Origin of the sequence: Acinetobacter harbinensis (genome assembly GCF_000816495.1) — a bacterium.
Taxonomy (GTDB): domain Bacteria; phylum Pseudomonadota; class Gammaproteobacteria; order Pseudomonadales; family Moraxellaceae; genus Acinetobacter; species Acinetobacter harbinensis.
The window spans coordinates 1927512-1945529 of the sequence record NZ_JXBK01000001.1 but is presented as its reverse complement, the minus strand read 5'-3'; the positions used below and the strand labels follow the sequence as shown (position 1 = coordinate 1945529).

Below are 18018 nucleotides of genomic sequence, written 5' to 3'. Positions count from 1 at the left end.
AGTGCGCTTTATGTCAAAATATATTGCTTAAAGGCCTGTTTCTTTGCTCAAATACCCATCAGGTATTAAGCTTAAAATAAGTGTCCTCATTTTTAAATAAAGGTGGAAAAATTGCATCAGTTTGCTATTGGTCAACGTTGGTTATCAGATACAGAAACGGAGCTGGGTTTAGGGGTTCTTATTGATGTAGATGAACGATCGGTTAGCATCTTATTTCCGAAAAGTGATGAAACGCGTGTCTATGCACGTAGCAATGCGCCCTTATCGCGTATTGTGTTTAATATTAAAGATGAATTACAAGACCAAGAAGGCACCAAATGGTTGGTGGAGTCTTTTGAAGATCGCAATGGTGTGGTGCGTTATAACGTCATGCGTACTTTAGACGATGGCACAGAAGAGCGTAAGGCATTAAATGAAACGCGTGTCGGCGCACATATTCAATTGTCGCGACCACTAGATCGTTTGTTGGCCAGTCAAATTGATTATAAAGAATGGTATGACTTGCGTATTGAAGCTTTGCTGATGCAAGCCAATATGCAGTTAAGTCCGCTGCGTGGCATGATTGGCGCACGTGTCGGCCTTATTCCGCATCAGTTGTATATTGCCCATGAAGTGGGTCAACGCTTTGCACCGCGTGTATTACTGGCCGATGAAGTGGGTTTGGGTAAAACCATTGAAGCGGGCCTCATTATTCATCAACAGCTCAAAACAGGTCGTTCAGAACGTATTCTGATTTTAGTGCCTGATTCACTGCAATATCAGTGGATGATTGAAATGCGTCGCCGTTTCAATCTGCAATTCTCCTTATTTGATTTAACCCGTACTGCGTCCATCAAAGAACATGATCCTGACTTTAATCCATTTTTAACTGAGCAATGTATTATTGCCAGTGTAGACTTAATGGTCGATCACGATGATTTACGTGAACAAGCTTTAGAAGCTGGTTTTGATTTACTGGTCGTCGATGAAGCGCATCACTTGACGTGGAGTGAAGAACAGGGCGGCAACGATCGTTACGACTTAATTGAAGAGCTGGCTGAAAAAACTCCGGGTGTGTTATTGCTGACTGCAACCCCAGAACAATTGGGGGTAGAAAGTCATTTTGCCCGTTTACGATTACTCGATCCGCAGCGCTTTAGTTCACTTGATCGTTTCCTAAATGAAGAAGAGCAGTATCATCACACCGCTAAAATTGCTGAAGTGTTGATGTCTGACCTACCTTTAGAGCCAGAACATTTATCTGCTATTCAGGCGTTGCTTGGGCATAGTATTCAAGATGAGCCAGAGCAACGTTTTCGCGCGATTCATGAATTGTTAGATCGTCATGGTACCGGACGTATTTTATTCCGTAATACCCGTGAAGCGATTCAAGGTTTCCCGGGACGTGACTGTCAACCTGTGGCTTTAGCTGCACCTGCAACATGGTCAAAAGACGGTAAATTACGTGAACAAATGTGGCCTGAAGAAGCTCAGCTGGATGGCGCATGGATGGAAAACGATCCACGTGTGATGTGGTTGATGGAAATGCTGCGTACTGCGCTTAAACATAAAAAAGTATTGCTGATTGCTCGCAGTGGCCCGGTGGTTGAAGCCTTAGAAAACGTCCTACGTTTACATGCGGGTATTCGTACCGCCATGTTCCATGAAGGCATGAGCTTGCTTGAACGCGATCAGGCCGCCGCGTATTTTGCTGAAGATTCCTATGGCGCACAAATCTTATTGTGTTCTGAAATTGGTTCAGAAGGCCGTAACTTCCAGTTTGCCTCAGATCTCATCTTGTTTGATTTACCAATCAACCCTGACGTTTTAGAACAGCGAATTGGCCGTTTAGACCGGATTGGTCAAGAAAATCGTATTCAAATTCATGTGCCTTATTTGGCTGGTACTGCGCAAGAGCGCATGTTCCGTTGGTATAACGAAGGTTTAAATATCTTTAGTAATATCTCGCCAACTGCGCAAACGCTACAAGAAAACTTTATTGTGCCCTTAAAAAACTGCTTGGTGGCCGACTTAGGTCAACAGTTTGAAGACTTGCTTGACGATGTCGGTGTACAGCGTGAAGCCTTAGAGTCTGAACTACAAGCAGGGCGTGACCGTTTGCTAGAATACAACTCATGTCGTCCGATTGTGGCACAAGAAATTGTACAAGCACTTGAAGATTATGACGATAATTCACCATTGCCGGTGTTTATTAAACGTTTCATGGCCGCCACCAATATTGATTTTGATGAGCAAAGCAATGGCACAGTGATCATTAAGCCTACCGATCAAATGCAAGTGCAAGGTTTGTCGCTTGATGAAGATGGCATGACCGCAACGTTTTATCGTGATCAAGCACAACTACGTGAAGATGCCCAGTATTTGACCCTTGAACATCCTTTCACTGAAAGTGTGATGGAGATGATTAATACGCAAGGTTTTGGCAGTACCAACGTAGCGCTGTTAAAATCTAATGCACTTAAACAAGGTTCGGTCTTGTTGGAAGTTTGGTTTAAAGTGGATGTGATTGCACCCAAAGCGTTAAACTTACCTTCTAGCTTACCGCAGCAAATGATTCGTGTATTGCTCAGTGAAACAGGGCAAGATTTATCGGCTAAAATTGATTCAAGTATTTTAAAGCCGTATTTACATCATTTAGATAGCAACAGTTGCCGTCAGGTGGTTAAAGCGCGCCGTGATCTTATTGAAGAGCGTTATAATCAAGCGCTCGATATTGCCAAAGCGGCATTGCCGAACTTTAAGCAACAAGCGAAAGAAGTGTATGGCAACAAATGGCAATATGAAATTGATCGTTTAACCTATTTAAAGCAGTTTAATCCAAGTATTCGTGAAGATGAAATTTCTCGTTTACAGCGTCTTCAAAAACAAGGGATTGGCTTACTCGATGGTTTGTCGGTGACGGCTGAAGCCATTCAAGTGTTGGTGGTGGTTAAACCTTAATTTATCAGCCCTTAAAAAGCACCTTCGGGTGCTTTTTTTATGCCTAGATAGACCGCGCTAGCTATTGGCCGCTAGATTTTGAAACACGATATCTTCCACAGTTAGGTGATGCGTAAAGACTTGGGCAATACGCAGTAGGTGTTCAGGTGCCGGCGTGTTACGTATGCCCATCAGTTGATTCAGTTCATATGTGGCATGTTCAGGATGATAAACCACACCTAGCGTGCCTCGAAAATCGGCATAATGAACGCGGAAACAATAATAACGTTCCTCACTTAGTCTTTGGGCGTAACTCAGTACGCAGTGTTGCATCTGCTGTGCTTCTGCTTGTAATTGCTCAGGTAAATGGATCAGTTCAAATTGTGCTTCATGCATTTCCAGTTGATATGGTGCAAAAGTAAAAGCATGTTGTTGGACTTGTAAATGTTGACTTAAACGATGCCAAGCATTGCTGTGTTTGGCTGCGCTTTTCAAAGTCATTTTAGGATGTACCAAGGCAATATTGGGCAGATTGGTTTGCATGTTATGCTGAATTTGATTGCCAAAGAAAAAGTCATTTAGGGTGAATTCCAATTCGAATGCTTGATTGGCAGCCATAAAGCATTCCAAGGAGAGCTTTAAAGCATGCACATATTGTTCAATATATGCCGGTTGATAATCATATTGATGATCCATCGCCAAGCAATAGCTTAAAGAACTGAATTGCTCTAATTGCTCAGGCGTAGCTTCTAAAGTGATTTTGATTAAAATCATCGCTAAATAAGGACGTTCAACGCTGCTATTAAAAGCCAGTTGTAAGGTTTGAATAAATTGTTCGCTTGGCAAAGCAAATAATTTTTTGATATGACCTTGATGCTGAAAAATAGGGCTACCCAGATGCTGTAAGCTCATTAAATGCACATAGCTAAAATAGCTCGGATCTGAAATATGATCTAAATCTTTAAAGAATAAGAACCATACTGCACGATTGGGATGTTCCATTTCCCAGCGCCGTAATTCAGGCAGAACCGGCAATAACGACTGTTCAAATAGGTAATAACTTCGTGGGGTAAAATTATGATAGATTAAAAAATACCAACGCAGAATTTCAGTTTGAGAAAAATGGTCAAGCAGCACTTGGCGTATTTGCAGGCAAGCATGATTGGCATAATCCAGTAGATTTTGAGCATCTATGAGGATGGGTTGAGATATCTCGTGATTATTCTCTTGGCGAGCTTGGCCAGAAAGACTTGCCATGACCGCACGATAACAGGCAAACAATTGTGCTTGATTCATATCATCACACAGCTGATTTTGTGTGTAATGACAAACAATGCTGATGAATTCTTGACGATCTTGCGTGGTAATCTCTCTATGCTGTAACAGCCGACATAAAAACTGATAAATTTCGGTAGAAGGCAACAGCGCGGCGAGCGGTTTATAGTAGGCGTGGATGCACCAAATCGATTGTTGTTTCGGATCGGCTGTCAGCTCAAAAAATGGTTCAACTTTTAATTCAACAGGCGCGCTGGAATGTGAATCTAGCCGAATCTTGAAGTGTTGAAAAGCTTCAAGTAAGGTCTGATTAAAAAGTGCCAATTGCTTGTTATTGATTAAAGAATCCATAAAAGACGCGCACACATACTTTTGAATTATTTAACGATTCTAGCGCTTTAATTCAGACTTTGACATTAAAATAATCCAAGCATTTCTATTCTTTGATTGATTATATTTACTTATAGTCATGAGCCGTTAAGATTTAAATTTTAGTGTTTTTACATCATTTGCGTCAGTAAAGCAGAAAAAGTTGCATCAGATTGGAGTAAAGAATCTGGATCGTGTAAAATTCCCTCAAGTTGAATAACTAGAAATAAGAATGATGAAAGCATTAATTACTTTAGGCTCCAATACCTCGCACGGCGGCATTGTCACAGAGTGTGAAAATACCTTTACCATCAATGGCATTGCGGTACATTTAAACGGCATGAAACATTTTTGCCCAAAATGTAAAGTGATGGTTGCAGCGGTTGCTGCCGATCAGTCTACTGTGGTGCAAGGGCGTGCTGTGGTTATTGTGGGTGATAAAACCACTTGCGGTGCAACTTTCTTAGCCAATCAAGCCTTGGTGGTGTCACAAAAATAACTCGATCAGAAGATAAAGTGAAGAAAAGTCAAAAACGACGCTTAAGTCAGCTTATCTTGAGTTTATTCATTTAATTTGAAGCAATTTTTGCGTAAGCTGAATCTTCTTAAGGGCTTAATTTCGTTTAAGCTGCATCATTAGATGAATATAATATGAAAACAGCACTTCATTTTACCCATGCCAATGGTATTCCTGCTCACAGTTACCAACAGTTTTTTAAGCATTTTAATGCTGACTTTGAATTAAAAGCCATTCCAATGATTGCGATGGATGCACAATATCCGATTAATCACGATTGGCGTTATTTGGTCGATCAAATAATTGATGATATTGAACAACAATTTGATGGTCGAAAAGTGGTGGGCTTGGGGCATTCCTTTGGTTCATTGTTAACCTTAATGAGTGCCTATAAACGCCCTGATTTGTTTTCTCAATTGGTGATTATGGATCCACCTTTTGTGATTGGCTCAAAATCTATCGTATTTGAGTTGGTGCAAAAACTGGGTCTAAAAGCAGTTAATCAATTTACTCCGGCAGGACTGACCTTAAAGCGCACTGATCATTGGCCGGATTACAATCATGCCTATCAATCTATGCGTCACAATGCCTTATTTCGGCATTTTGATGAAGCCTGTTTTCAGGACTTTTTGGAATGTGGATTGAAGGAAGATACCATCCGTGGTGGACTCACCTTAACTGTGCCTAAAGTACTGGAAGCGGAAATTTTCCGTACCGTTCCTGCGTGGTGGTGGCGTACGCCAAGAAAAGCACCGAACGTGCCAGTACATCTGATCAGTGCAGAGCAGAGTCCCTTTTATAAGCAAGGTTTTCCGCAGGCCATGCAAAAGACCTATCAAATTGACTATAGTTTGATGCAAGGCGGGCATATGTTCCCGTTGGAACAGCCAGATAAGACGGCCGCGTTGGTGAAAAAAATCATTGCTGCACAAAAACAGGATTAAAGCTGAAGGATGATTTCTCCATAGCCGTCATCTTAATGGTTACTGCTTAGCGAATTCGAGCTTCATCTAAGTGACGCGCACCTTCTAAAATCATGCGGATCATAATCATGGTGTGTTCCGCAGTTTCTTTACGTTCAACTAAAGAAATATCAATCATTTTTGCCCCCATATTAAACACCAACTGGGTGATGGCTTTGGCGACCAAATCTGGATGATATAACTTGCTGTTATTCAAGCGCTCTAAACGAATCAGGTCGTCTTGTAACTCTTGTTGAAAATAATTAAGTTGGCGTTCGACTGCCAATTTATAAGAGGCAGAGCCCGTATAGGCTTCTCGTAGCAATAAACTTAAATTGCCCTCATCCGCATCGAGCTGTTCAATAAAAACCTCTACAGAGCTACGAATAATACTGTTTTGTTTCGAGGCTTTTAAGCGTGCTTGATGCAAAATTTGACGCAATACATGACCTGAACGATCAATCAGTTCGATGGCCAGTTCATCTATGTCTTTAAAATGTCGATAAAAACTATTCGGTGCAATCCCTGCTTGGCGTGCAACTTCACGTAAGCTTAAAGAGGAAATACTTTTTTGCGGGCCAATTAAACTTAACGCAGCTTGGAATAATTCTTCTTTGGTTATGGTGGCTTTTCGACCCACAGTACGTATTACAACGGCGGGTTGGAGGGATTTTTTTTCATAACAACTGGCATCAACATTTTTTTCAATTGCAGATGGATTCATATTTTTCAAAGCATTAGAGATACTCCTATAGTATAGCGCTTGCTACTTCACTTGGGAAATGAATAGAAATAATACACATGTATATACAAATATATATACATGTGTATAATAATTAAAGTCCAATCGCGTGGTAATCACTATGCATGTTTTAGAAAAAATGAAATCTCCCTTAAATACCTTGGCTGAAAATATTGATCAGCATGCGGCTAATTTTTGGCTACAAAAAATGAATTCCCTTTGGTCGTTAAATCAAGCCTTAGGCAAAGTGGTGGCCAAAGAGCAACGTGCTGAGCATATGGTCAGTTTAACCTTGCAGTGCAATCGCCATTTTAAAATGGGACAAGCAGGGCAGCATCATCCAATTTTTGTCAATATCAACGGTATCCGCTATGAACGCAGTTACAGTTTGACCCAACTCGATGCGCAACATGTCATGTTGACAGTCAAAGCTGTGCCACAAGGTAAAGTGAGTTCTTGGTTAGCAACCCACACAAATGTCGGTGATATTCTGGAATTCGGGCAGCCCTATGGTGATATGCAATTACCCGAACAGCCACAGCCCTTGGTATTGCTGGCCGCAGGTAGCGGTATTACCCCGATGTGGAGTTTGTTTCAAGCCTTGGTAAAAAATGAGCAAATGACGCAAGCACCTGTACAGTTATTGTATTGGGTCAGCTGTTATGCTGATGCTGCCTTTAAACCGCAATTTGAAGCGTTGGCGCAGCAGTATCCAAATTTTTCATATCAGATTTTTTATACCCAAGAAAAAGATGCTGGTGAACGCTTAAATGGAGCTCATGCTGACTTAATTTCAAATCTTGAACACAGTGCCGTGTATGCGTGTGGCCCATCAGGATTTGTGGTTCAAGCTGAACAGTTGTTTACTACGGCGCAAAATTTCAAGAGTGAAGCCTTTAGCTTGTCTAGCTTAGCGGCAGCCGAAAGCGGTTTTGTTAATGTGACCCTGCTTAAATCTAAAAAAGTACTGATCATTCCCAAAGGGCAATCGATTTTAAGCAGTTTAGAGCAACAAAATATAAAACCAAGACATGGTTGCCGAATGGGAATCTGTCATAAATGTGTATGTAATAAAGTGGAAGGTTCAACTAAAAACTTGGTCGATGGTGGAGAAAATACAGAGCCGGGCAACCTGTTGAAAATATGTGTTAATTCAGCGCAGTCTGATCTCATCATTGATTTATAAGTGAGTTAAATATTATGAATATGCCCGTTAAAATGCAATATTTTAAAAATCCTAAAAACGGCGAGTTGACGCCATCTCAATTAGATGGTTTAGCGCGCGAGTTGGATGAAATTAAACAACAAGAATTAGATGATATTGGCGAAAAAGATGCCAAATATATTCGCCGTGTCTACTCTACTGTGCGTTATAGCTCACTTGCCGGTCGCGCCTGTTTATTTGCAGGTTGGTTTCCACCGGCATGGGTCTTAGGCACCGGTTTATTAAGTTTTGCCAAAATTATGGAAAATATGGAGTTGGGTCATAATGTCATGCACGGTCAATACGACTGGATGAACGATCCGAAATTCCATGGTCCAAGTTATGAGTGGGATATTGTTGGTACCGCAGACAATTGGCGTGAAACCCACAATTTTAAACATCATACCTATACCAATATTAAAGGGATGGATGATGATATTGGCTATGGTTTATTGCGCCTTTTCCCTGAGCAACGTTGGAAAGCGGGCTATTTGTTACAACCACTTTATGCGATTCCGTTTGCTGCGCTATTCCAATGGGGCGTTGCCATTCAAAATCTTGAATTGGGCAAAGTGTGGATGGGACGTAAAAGCAAACAAGAGTTAAAACAAGAGTGGGCGCCTTTACAGCGAAAAATGGGCAAAAAACTCTTTAAAGATTATATATTTTTCCCACTGATTGCCGGCCCTGCTGCGCTACCGGTTTTAACCGGTAATTTGGTGGCCAATGGCATTCGTAATCTTTGGACGTTTAGTATCATTTTTTGTGGTCACTTCACCAAAGATGTAGAAGTTTTTCCAAAGAATGTCCTTAAAGATGAAAGCCGTGGACATTGGTATATGCGTCAGATCCGTGGCTCATCCAATCTAACCGGTTCAGAGGCGTTCCATATTTTGACCGGTCATTTAAGTCATCAAATTGAACATCATTTATATCCAGATATTCCAGCCCGCCGCTATCGTGCAATCGCACCGAAAGTACAAGCGGTTTGTGAGAAATATGGTTTGAACTACAACAATGCCAGTTTGGTTAAGCAGTATGGTAGCGTGATTAAACGTATTGTTAAATTTGCGTTCCCATTTAAAAAATAGACTATAGATTAAACAAAAGCCACTTCAAATGAGGTGGCTTTTTTAATGCTGGATATGCGCTCTTAAAATTTTAATTAAACTCATATAATTACCTTTTTTAGCCTGCACAATGACATTGAGAATGTCGTGTGGACACCAATTATCTTGCGTGGCATAGGTGGAAAACAGAGACAATAATACGACAGGATTTTCGCCAAAACGAATATGCAGACCTTTGATCAGCTTAGGTGGGGTAAAAAGATTCATCGACGTGATATCCTAATTTTTCGGTTTTAATACCGCTATAAATGCGAATTTAGTGAAGTGTATCACGGTTTATTTTCTGATAAATTGCATTTTATATCAATAGAACAGCACGTTAATTTTAATAACGATTAAATATTATGAGTGTTTAGCAAAAGTAACTTCATTGTTTTTATGGTGTAGTTAAATAGCAATTTGAATGGCCAAAGCCAGTTCGGGAAGAGCTTTATCGCGGCCGACCATATAACAATAATCAGCGAGCGCTAGCATTTCATTATCTTCATGGCTATTTCCATACGCATAAATACTGGCATATTCGTCTAGATTATATTTTTCTAAAATCCGCAGTCTTTTTTGTTCAGAGCTACAATCTGGACTGACATAGTGACCGGTATAAACATGGTCGATGGTTTCAGTCTGCGTGCAAATTAAGTCAATCTCTAATAATTCACACACAGATTCTAAATAGATATCAATCGAGGCTGAAACCAAGACCACATCATCACCTAAAGTTTGGTGCTGCTTTAATTGTTTAAACAATGAGCTATTGAGTTGACTCATCAGCTGCGCTGCATATTCTTGTGCCAGAGTATTGAGTTCCAGCGCATTGGCGTCGGTAAACATGGCGCGAAACAATTTAGAACGCATAGCAGGCGCTGAGTATGCGTTTAAATAATAGGCTTGAATCCACGGCAGAATTTTAATGCCTTGTTTAACAATGTGCCGTTTAGATAAGGCGTGAAAAATAAACCCCGTGAAGCTGTCTTTATTGCACAGAGTGCCATCAAAATCGAACAGGGCTAGATTTTTATTCTTTTTGCTCGTTGCATACATGATTGGTATCTTCCATTGACGCGCGTTGCAAACCAATTGGTATTATAGTCACGGCTTAGCTTAGGGCCTGAAATGACCACTTCTGGCATGATAGCATACATTGGTTCTTTGGCCATTTTCTCCTGATATAGCTTGGTTACAGCGCGATAAGTTGCTGTATCTTCAAAGTCTTTTTTCTTTTCTTTTTTTAAGTCAGTGCGGATTTGTCGTGGTGTAACTAACATATTGTTGCTGGCAAAAACACTGGTAAGTTCACGTTCAGATTGACTGATAGTTGAGCGAATTGAGCCATCTTTCGTGTAAAGTAATAAGTCACCATCTAGGTCAAGTTTGGTGTTGGTTAACGCATTCAACATACTTTGAAAGGCTGCATTTCGACTGGAATACATACCTGAATTATAATCGGCAAAGCGATAAATGGCCTTATTATAATCCGCAGGATACATCATTAAGCGATGAATACCGTAATACAAACCGCCATATCGACTGTATAAATCGCTGCGTAATGCGGCAATATTGCCACTTTGACGTTTATGCTCTTTGGCATAACCAATATGCACTTGCATAGAACCCAATGTGGTGACCGGATTTAATTTCTCTGCAAAATCTTGTCCGACTAATTTTGCTGCACCGGTTAATGCACTGACATGATAGTGCTTCGACATATAACTAAAAATTTCACGATATAACTCATCTAATTGCCGTTCGGTTTTAACCCGACGCATTTGGCTTAAATAGTTATTGTCTGGACTGGGTTGGTTTTTTAAAACCTCTTGGAAATAGCCAGCTAATGTTCCACCAATGGCATCGCCTAATTTATCCTTAAATTTTTCATCTAAACGATCTTCAACTTCTTTAACCGCTTTTTCACCTAAGCCTGCAACTTGCGGGTCGGCCACGAAGTTGGACTCTTGATCGGCCACGGCCACAATACTGCAAATATTTTCTTTGGTTTGGGGAATATCAAGTTGCTCGGTAATATCAAAAATATCTTTGGCCCATGCGCTGCGCTCATTTATTCGAGGGGGCAATAGCTGTTTAATTTGATCGGCATCTAATGTGGGTTGATTGTTTTTTGACCACCAAGAATTGTCACCACATGCCGCCAAAATAACCGACAAAGTTAAAATACTGAAGGATTTAACAGCAGATAAAAGCAAAAGACTTTTTTTCATGAGGGTGAAAACATATTCCAAAAGGATGAGCCGATACAGCAGATGCAGTATACTATGCCGGTTGAAAAAGTGATGAAATTATATGTATATTGGTCCATATCAGCTGTCGAATAATTTAATTGTTGCGCCCATGGCAGGTGTTACGGATCGTCCATTTCGGACGTTGTGTAAGTACTTTGGTGCAGGTCATGCGGTCAGTGAAATGATGACTTCAGACCAAACATTACGCATGAGTAAAAAGAGTTTATATCGCGCCAATTTTGATGGTGAACTTGCCCCCATTTCTGCACAAATTGCGGGCTCTGATCCTTTAGAGCTTGCAGAAGCCGCGCGTTATCAAGTAGCGAATGGCGCACAAATTGTTGATATCAATATGGGCTGTCCAGCCAAAAAAGTCTGTAATAAATTGGCGGGCTCTGCATTGTTAAAAGATGAAGATTTGGTGGCGCGTATTTTGGATACGGTGGTGGCCGCAGTCAATGTGCCGGTCACCTTGAAAACACGGCTGGGTTATGTAAATGGTCATGAAAATATTCTACGCGTGGCACAGCGCGCAGAGCAGGCAGGTATTGCTGCACTGGCGCTACATGGTCGTACGCGTGAAGATATGTATTTAAATACCGCACGTTATGACCTCATTAAAGAAGTTAAACAATTATTAAGCATTCCTGTGATTGCCAATGGCGATATCGACACGCCAGAAAAAGCCAAATATGTACTGGATTATACGGGTGCTGATGCGGTGATGATTGGACGTGCTGCCCAAGGCCGACCATGGATTTTTCGTGAAATCGCTCATTATTTAGCGACCAATCAGCATTTGGCTGCACCGAATATTCTAGAAGTAAAAGAAGTATTATTGGGGCATTTGTTAGAGCTGTATGAGTTTTATGGCGAGTATTCCGGTTGCCGTATTTCACGTAAACACATTGCTTGGTATACCAAAGGTTTGCGTTCAAGTAATGAGTTTCGCCAAAGTATGTATCAAGTTGAAAATACCGCGCAACAATTTAAAGTGGTCGAAGCATATTTTGATCAATTACTGGCCCAAGGTCAGATCTTAAGTGATGTACAAGCGCAAGTAATTGATGTGCTGTAACCTCGGTAAAAAACGGTTATAAAAACCTGCAACAACACAGGTTTTTATGAAATTCTCATGATGGATACATACTTAATGTTGGGTCATCTCTAACACCAATTGATTAATTAAGTCTGCTGCTTCTAGGTCGCGTATTTGTACGACATTGCTTCCCGCCCAAAATGCGCCAAAACCCTCATCACCTTGTGCTAGCGCAGCGGCGTTAAGCTGCTTGCCTAAGTCATAGCAATACGGATAAGTGGCCACAGTCGGACGTTCAGGTTGATCAATTTGTAGATGCCAGTGATTGATTAAGCCGCGCGCAGCACGACCAGAAATACTGCTGCTGATTTGGGTAATGGGATTATTAAACAGTGCTTTTCGATAAGCTGCATTGGCATTCGAGCTTTTACATTGCACAAATGCAGTGCCCAGTTGAACCGCCGCCGCACCGAGCTTAATTAATCGCTGTGCTTGTCGTCCATCCATGATGCCGCCCGCAGCAACAATGGGTAAATTGCAATGCTGAGTGAATAACTGAACTAAATCAGCGGTCATCAGTGCGCTATCCAAGCTGGCATTAAAAATCCCACGATGGCCACCGGCTTCAATTCCTTGGGCAATAATGACATCAATACCTGCCGCTTCAATTGCTTGTGCTTCTGTTAAATTGGTGGCAGAAACCATGGTCAGGATGCCAGCATCTTTTAAAGCTTGAATTTGATGGGCATGCGGTATACCAAAGTGGAAACTGACTGCTTTCGGCCGAGTTTCCAGTACCAAATTTAAATAATCGTCATTGTCTAAAAAACTGTGATAAATACATTTTAATTCGCTGGGCGCTGTGGCGTGATATTTTTCAAACTGTGGGGTTAAATACTCAATCCACTGCTTTGCGCCGTCTTGATCAAGCGCAGCGCTTTGATGACAAAAGAAATTTACTTGAAAGGGCTGTTGCGTTAGCGCTTGTGTTTGTAAAATTTGTTGGCGCGCGTCCTGTAAAGTACTTGAGCCTAAACCAAGCGAGCCTAAGCCACCTTGATTGGAGACTTCTGCCGCCAATGCTGGTGTTGAAACACCGGCCATGGGGGCCAAAAAAATAGGGTGTTTAATCTGAAATTGTTTTAATAAGGTCATGTTGGGCTTCTCCTTGTCATGCTTACTTTGCCGAAGGCGTTAGCATTAAGCAAATAATATTCATTATTTTATTACGACATGAAAACCTGTTTTTTGCTGTCATTGAATAAACAATGTCATCAAAATAAAATTTGCTTGATCTAAAGAGCACGGCATGTGCTTTCGCGAAAACTTACATCTAAAACAGTGTATTGAGCTATAAAAAATAAGAAATTTTCAAAGAATGACTTTAATGCGCTGTTTTTGGCATAATCGCCGTATTACACTGCGATGCTTGGAAATTTTTTAGTGATGCGATTTATTTTAGTGACTTTGATCTTAAGCAGCATGTTGGTCGCCTGTTCATCTTCAGAGCAGGCAGCGGTAAAGCTAGATATAACGCAATATCAAGTGGCGGATGCTGGCGTTTTACAACAGCGTTTTAACCATTTAAATCAGCAGTTGTCTGAGGATTATCAGTTATTTAAGAGAAATAATAATATTGCCTTTTCAGATCAGTCGATACTGGACGTTAATCAGCTACAGAGCTTGCATTTACATGCAGTCAGTCGCAGTTCGTTAAAACCGGTTAAACAGGCCTATTGTGAAATGATGAATGACTATTTTGTGCAGATGTATCATTTGGGCAATCAGAACTTAGATTTGATGCCGCAGATACAATTGCCCCATGTCGCTGCTCAGAACTTGGCGAAAGATTTTAGTAGCGCGGCAGCCTTTTATGATTTTGTGTTAAATCGTTATAGTTCTTATCGTCAGGCCCAAGAAATTATGGGTCTGGGCTGTAATTTAAAGCATGCCTTGGTACAAAGTTAACAGATAACTCAAAACAGCCCATCAATGGGATGGGCTGTTGAGCATTAACATAACAATTTTTTAACAGCCAGTGAGTTTTTCAGCTTCTGGGCGCTCATCTGGAAAGAAGATCGGACGCAATTTAACCCCAAGCGCATTGCCGATAAAAGCAAAAATCAACCATAACCAACCATGTAAACTGCCTGATGCAATACCACTAAAATAAGCACCGATATTACAGCCATAAGCCAATCGTGCGCCGTAGCCCAGTAATAATCCGCCAATTACCGCTGCAATTAAAGAGCGCTTGGCAATGTGGAAATTGGGTGCAAATTTACCCGCCAAACTTGCTGCTAACAATGCACCAAGCATAATGCCAAAGTTCATCATCGACGTGATGTCAAACCATAATGATTCAGATAATGCTTTGGCGTTTGCAGGTTGCTGCCAATATGCCCAAGAGGCCACATCAACCCCGACGCTACTGGCGATTTTCGCAGCCCAAACTGCCAATGCAGAGGTCACGCCCCACGGTCGTCCGGCCAAAGATAATGTTGCGAAATTGAGTAAGGTCAGCAGAATACCGCCCCAAATTAACGGCCATGGGCCACGCAAGAAGCGCTTAAAGCCGATATCTTGCGTTTTAGGTTCTACTTCAAGCGTGCCATGCCGTTTTTTTTCAAAAATAATGGTGATTGCGGCAATAAGAGCAAATAAAGCAAAGCTCACCATTAATGCTGGAACGACGCCTAGACTGCTGACAATAGAGATTGGCGCAAGATGGGGCAGGTTGAACCACCAATCTAGATGTGTGGTGGCTATTAAAGAACCCAAACAGAAAAATAGTAAGGTCACCAACATACGGGCGCTACCGCCGCCGACAGTATAAAGTGTGCCCGAAGCACAGCCGCCGCCCAATTGCATGCCAATGCCAAATATAAAAGCACCAATCACGACAGAGGTGGAAAGGGGGCTAACAAAGCCTTCTACTGGATGACCAAATAACTCACCTGCGCCTAAAGCGGGGAAAAACAGTAAGACTGCCAACGCCAGCATAATCATTTGCGCACGTAAGCCACGGCCGCGTTGTTCTTTAATAAAAACCCGCCAGCTAGAGGTAAAGCCAAATGAGGCATGATAGAGCGTCATACCCAGTGCGCCACCGACCAAAAATAACAGTGCTTGATTCAGTCCGACCACTTGATAAGCGCCCAGTGTACCGATGAACAATAGAACCAATGCGACCCAAACAGACAGGTTAGAACGATTAGATTTTGCAGCAATAATAGACATGAATGTATAAAGTTGATTAAATCAGTCGGGATATTTTAATTGATTATTCACATATAATATTTTTTTAGCGCCGCATAAATGCTTTTTTAGCTGAGAATAACTGATGCTTTATATCAGTAAAATAGATAAATGTGTTTAAGTGTTAAACAGTGCATCAGTCCATGTATAAAAGACCATAACAAGAATGCTGCATAGGACAATGCCTAATTTGACCTTAAGAATTGAGCTTTCTGTAAATAACTCGACAATCCGCCTTATTCGGCTAAGCATAAAATATCAACAATCATCAGGCTAAACAGATATTGATGGGATTAATCAGAATAGAAAGTAGCCGGAACATTTCGCTCAGTGAAAAACGCAGTGCAGAAGATTGGGTGGTTTGCAACATATGCTCATCAACGCCTATCTCATCGCGTACATGAGCAGTATGTGCTGTAAGTTGAGCTACAACGTGATGGGCAAAGTATGACGCATCTAAACCTTAAACCACGTAAAACCGAAATATGGATTAATTCGGTCAGTTCACGCGTGGAATCTTTATCTCATTTTTAGGTTTTCATCGGTCAGTCGGCTTCTTTAATATAACCTGTGATTTTATCGGCTAGAACTGGCAGCCATCTTAGACGATGTGCATCATCTCTTTCTGAATAACGAAAATATGACCGCTCAAATATGTGCTTAAACGGCTGAATGCATACAACATAAAATAAATTTAGGTTAACAGGCGCGGCGATTCAACGACAAAAGCTCCTGATCAGGAGCTTTTGTTGACTTTAAACGTTAAATTATTGTTGAGCGCGTTCTTTTACATCGGCAGCGCCTTGTTCAACTGCACCGGCAGTGGCTGCTGTGGCTTTTTTAGCTGCTTCTTTTGCATCATGTGCGGCATCTTCTGCACGTACAGCTGCTTCATCTGCCATTTTGGTGGTGCTTTCAGCTGCATGATCGACCGCAGTTGCTGTGTCATTTGCCGCTTCTGCAGTGGTATTGGAAATGTCATGACCCGCTTGATTGGCCGCATTTTCTAAATGTTCACCCGTGGTTGCACCGGTTTCAGGCGCTTTATCTTTGTTACAACCAACCAAAGCAACCGTGGCAGCAAGTCCTAAAGCAACAAGTAATTTATTCATTCTCATATTTCCTTTTAATTGTATGATCCGCATAAATGGGATAGTGCGAATATAAGCGAAAAGACGTTTAAATAAAGATCATAAATTGTTGATGATGTGTAACATTTTATTAAAAAGTCTATTGAAAAAAAGGCTTATATCGTTGCTGCGATATAAGCCAAATTTTATTCTAACTTGGTTTTAGCCAAAAGTTTATGTATTTACTGACCAGAACGGATAATGTAATCAAAAGCAGACAGCGCCGCTTTTGCCCCTTCACCGGTGGCAATAATAATTTGCTTATATGGCACAGTGGTACAGTCACCAGCACCAAACACGCCTTTGACATTGGTTTCATTGCGATCGTTAATCACAATTTCACCGCGGCTTGATAACTCAATATTGGAGGTGCTTAAGAACTCGGTATTGGGCAATAAACCAATTTGTACAAAGATCCCCGCCAGCGTAATGCTGTGTTCTGTTTGCGTGGCACGGTCTTGGTATTTAAGGGCAGTGACTTGCGTACCATCTCCGATCACTTCAGTCGACAGTGCATTCATAATCACGGTGGTGTTCGGCAAGCTGTTGAGTTTGTCTTGCAATACTTGATCGGCACGCAGTTTGGTGTCAAATTCCACCAAAGTCACATGCTCAACCAAACCCGCCAAATCAATCGCCGCTTCTACACCTGAGTTACCGCCACCAATTACCGCGACACGTTTACCTTTAAACAAAGGCCCGTCACAGTGTGGGCAATAGGCCACGCCACGGGTTTTATATTCTTGCTCACCCGGTACATTCATTTCTCTCCAACGCGCACCGGTGGATAAAACAATGGTTTTAGATTTTAACTGTGCGCCATTGTCTAACGTCACTGCAACCAGACCATCGGCAGTTTCATTGGCGCCTTGAATGCTGCTGACTTTTTGTAGGTTCATGATATCAACATCATATGAACGAACATGCGCTTCCATTTCAGCTGCAAATTTTGGCCCTTGGGTTTTTTGTACCGAGGTATAGTTTTCAATGTCCATGGTGTCCATGACTTGACCACCCAAACGTTCTGCCACAATCCCCGTTTGAATCCCTTTACGTGCAGCATAGATCGCTGCGGTGTTACCGGCAGGCCCGCCACCAATCACCAATACATCAAAGATTGCTTTGTTGTTGAGTTTCTCGGCATCTTTGGCCGCAGAACCGCTATCCAGTTTGGCCACGATTTCTTCTAAGCTCATACGACCCTGACCAATATGTTCACCATTTTGGAACAACATCGGT

At 41.5% G+C, this 18018-nt stretch carries 16 protein-coding genes; 7 read left to right on the top strand and 9 right to left on the bottom strand.

The genetic code is table 11. The features are described from left to right. Window positions 1-102: 102 nt before the first annotated feature. Entirely contained in the window at window positions 103-2940 is a 2838-nt protein-coding gene (gene rapA / locus SE27_RS09095) for an RNA polymerase-associated protein RapA (protein ID WP_039622749.1), read from the top strand. Window positions 2941-2997: 57 nt separating this feature from the next. Here the strand turns inward: rapA and SE27_RS09090 are convergent, their stop codons facing one another. Beyond that, a complete protein-coding gene (locus SE27_RS09090; RefSeq protein ID WP_039622747.1) occupies window positions 2998-4545 on the bottom strand; it encodes a PcfJ domain-containing protein in 1548 nt (515 codons plus the stop codon). A 250-nt stretch (window positions 4546-4795) separates the two neighbouring features. Between SE27_RS09090 and SE27_RS09085 the strand changes: the two genes are divergently transcribed. Both SE27_RS09085 and SE27_RS09080 read left to right on the top strand, forming a co-directional pair. Continuing rightward, the gene (locus SE27_RS09085) at window positions 4796-5062 is read left to right on the top strand and encodes a PAAR domain-containing protein (RefSeq protein ID WP_039622744.1); all 267 of its coding nucleotides are present in this window, start codon (window positions 4796-4798) and stop codon (window positions 5060-5062) included. Between the two features lie 152 nt (window positions 5063-5214). Next, window positions 5215-6024, top strand: a complete 810-nt coding sequence (locus SE27_RS09080) for an alpha/beta fold hydrolase (RefSeq protein ID WP_039622742.1) — start codon at window positions 5215-5217, stop codon at window positions 6022-6024. Window positions 6025-6070: 46 nt separating this feature from the next. Here SE27_RS09080 and fabR read toward each other — a convergent pair whose 3' ends face one another. Then, window positions 6071-6766, bottom strand: coding sequence for an HTH-type transcriptional repressor FabR (gene fabR, locus SE27_RS09075; protein ID WP_039622740.1), 696 nt, complete (start codon window positions 6764-6766; stop codon window positions 6071-6073). A gap of 139 nt (window positions 6767-6905) precedes the next feature. On the opposite strand from fabR, the gene SE27_RS09070 reads away from it, so the two are divergent. Continuing rightward, window positions 6906-7970 (top strand): ferredoxin reductase, encoded by a 1065-nt coding sequence (locus SE27_RS09070; protein ID WP_039622738.1) that lies wholly within the window; start codon window positions 6906-6908, stop codon window positions 7968-7970. A 14-nt stretch (window positions 7971-7984) separates the two neighbouring features. Further along, the gene (locus tag SE27_RS09065; protein ID WP_039622736.1) at window positions 7985-9079 is read left to right on the top strand and encodes a fatty acid desaturase family protein; all 1095 of its coding nucleotides are present in this window, start codon (window positions 7985-7987) and stop codon (window positions 9077-9079) included. Window positions 9080-9121: 42 nt separating this feature from the next. On the opposite strand, the gene SE27_RS09060 is transcribed toward SE27_RS09065, so the two are convergent. The 3 genes from SE27_RS09060 to SE27_RS09050 form a co-directional block, all read right to left on the bottom strand. After that, the gene (locus SE27_RS09060) at window positions 9122-9325 is read right to left on the bottom strand and encodes a hypothetical protein (protein ID WP_039622734.1); all 204 of its coding nucleotides are present in this window, start codon (window positions 9323-9325) and stop codon (window positions 9122-9124) included. Window positions 9326-9505: 180 nt separating this feature from the next. Next, the gene (locus tag SE27_RS09055) at window positions 9506-10156 is read right to left on the bottom strand and encodes an HAD-IB family hydrolase (RefSeq protein ID WP_039622733.1); all 651 of its coding nucleotides are present in this window, start codon (window positions 10154-10156) and stop codon (window positions 9506-9508) included. Further along, window positions 10123-11331: a DUF1615 family protein gene (locus SE27_RS09050; protein ID WP_039622732.1), complete on the bottom strand. Its 1209-nt coding sequence runs from the start codon at window positions 11329-11331 to the stop codon at window positions 10123-10125. Before SE27_RS09050 ends, SE27_RS09055 begins: the two co-directional genes overlap by 34 nt. An 82-nt stretch (window positions 11332-11413) precedes the next feature. On the opposite strand from SE27_RS09050, the gene dusB reads away from it, so the two are divergent. Further along, window positions 11414-12430, top strand: coding sequence for a tRNA dihydrouridine synthase DusB (gene dusB, locus SE27_RS09045; protein ID WP_039622731.1), 1017 nt, complete (start codon window positions 11414-11416; stop codon window positions 12428-12430). Window positions 12431-12502: 72 nt separating this feature from the next. Here dusB and SE27_RS09040 read toward each other — a convergent pair whose 3' ends face one another. Beyond that, entirely contained in the window at window positions 12503-13546 is a 1044-nt protein-coding gene (locus SE27_RS09040; RefSeq protein ID WP_039622730.1) for an NAD(P)H-dependent flavin oxidoreductase, read from the bottom strand. 291 nt (window positions 13547-13837) lie between these two features. Here SE27_RS09040 and SE27_RS09035 point away from each other — a divergent pair, with 291 nt between their 5' ends. Continuing rightward, window positions 13838-14359 carry a putative periplasmic lipoprotein gene (locus tag SE27_RS09035; protein ID WP_039623921.1) on the top strand — a complete coding sequence of 174 codons (522 nt, stop codon included), beginning with the start codon at window positions 13838-13840 and terminating at the stop codon, window positions 14357-14359. Between the two features lie 60 nt (window positions 14360-14419). On the opposite strand, the gene SE27_RS09030 is transcribed toward SE27_RS09035, so the two are convergent. The 3 genes from SE27_RS09030 to ahpF all read right to left on the bottom strand — a co-directional run. Beyond that, window positions 14420-15631, bottom strand: a complete 1212-nt coding sequence (locus tag SE27_RS09030; RefSeq protein ID WP_039622729.1) for a YeeE/YedE family protein — start codon at window positions 15629-15631, stop codon at window positions 14420-14422. A 785-nt stretch (window positions 15632-16416) separates the two neighbouring features. Then, complete coding sequence (locus tag SE27_RS09025) at window positions 16417-16761, bottom strand: hypothetical protein (RefSeq protein WP_039622728.1); 345 nt, start codon at window positions 16759-16761, stop codon at window positions 16417-16419. A 200-nt stretch (window positions 16762-16961) separates the two neighbouring features. Next, on the bottom strand, window positions 16962-18018 hold a 1057-nt coding region (ahpF, locus tag SE27_RS09020; RefSeq protein ID WP_039623919.1), incomplete at its 5' end, for an alkyl hydroperoxide reductase subunit F.

Excerpts from the sequence above, each read along its gene's own strand:
- SE27_RS09040 (WP_039622730.1), bottom strand. The coding sequence starts at position 13,546 with ATGACCTTATTAAAACAATTTCAGATTAAACACCCTATTTTTTTGGCC.
- SE27_RS09035 (WP_039623921.1), top strand. The coding sequence starts at position 13,838 with ATGCGATTTATTTTAGTGACTTTGATCTTAAGCAGCATGTTGGTCGCC.
- SE27_RS09060 (WP_039622734.1), bottom strand. The coding sequence starts at position 9,325 with ATGAATCTTTTTACCCCACCTAAGCTGATCAAAGGTCTGCATATTCGT.
- SE27_RS09065 (WP_039622736.1), top strand. The coding sequence starts at position 7,985 with ATGAATATGCCCGTTAAAATGCAATATTTTAAAAATCCTAAAAACGGC.
- fabR (WP_039622740.1), bottom strand. The coding sequence starts at position 6,766 with ATGAATCCATCTGCAATTGAAAAAAATGTTGATGCCAGTTGTTATGAA.
- SE27_RS09050 (WP_039622732.1), bottom strand. The coding sequence starts at position 11,331 with ATGAAAAAAAGTCTTTTGCTTTTATCTGCTGTTAAATCCTTCAGTATT.
- SE27_RS09055 (WP_039622733.1), bottom strand. The coding sequence starts at position 10,156 with ATGTATGCAACGAGCAAAAAGAATAAAAATCTAGCCCTGTTCGATTTT.
- SE27_RS09030 (WP_039622729.1), bottom strand. The coding sequence starts at position 15,631 with ATGTCTATTATTGCTGCAAAATCTAATCGTTCTAACCTGTCTGTTTGG.
- SE27_RS09070 (WP_039622738.1), top strand. The coding sequence starts at position 6,906 with ATGCATGTTTTAGAAAAAATGAAATCTCCCTTAAATACCTTGGCTGAA.
- SE27_RS09025 (WP_039622728.1), bottom strand. The coding sequence starts at position 16,761 with ATGAATAAATTACTTGTTGCTTTAGGACTTGCTGCCACGGTTGCTTTG.
- SE27_RS09080 (WP_039622742.1), top strand. The coding sequence starts at position 5,215 with ATGAAAACAGCACTTCATTTTACCCATGCCAATGGTATTCCTGCTCAC.
- SE27_RS09085 (WP_039622744.1), top strand. The coding sequence starts at position 4,796 with ATGATGAAAGCATTAATTACTTTAGGCTCCAATACCTCGCACGGCGGC.
- SE27_RS09090 (WP_039622747.1), bottom strand. The coding sequence starts at position 4,545 with ATGGATTCTTTAATCAATAACAAGCAATTGGCACTTTTTAATCAGACC.
- dusB (WP_039622731.1), top strand. The coding sequence starts at position 11,414 with ATGTATATTGGTCCATATCAGCTGTCGAATAATTTAATTGTTGCGCCC.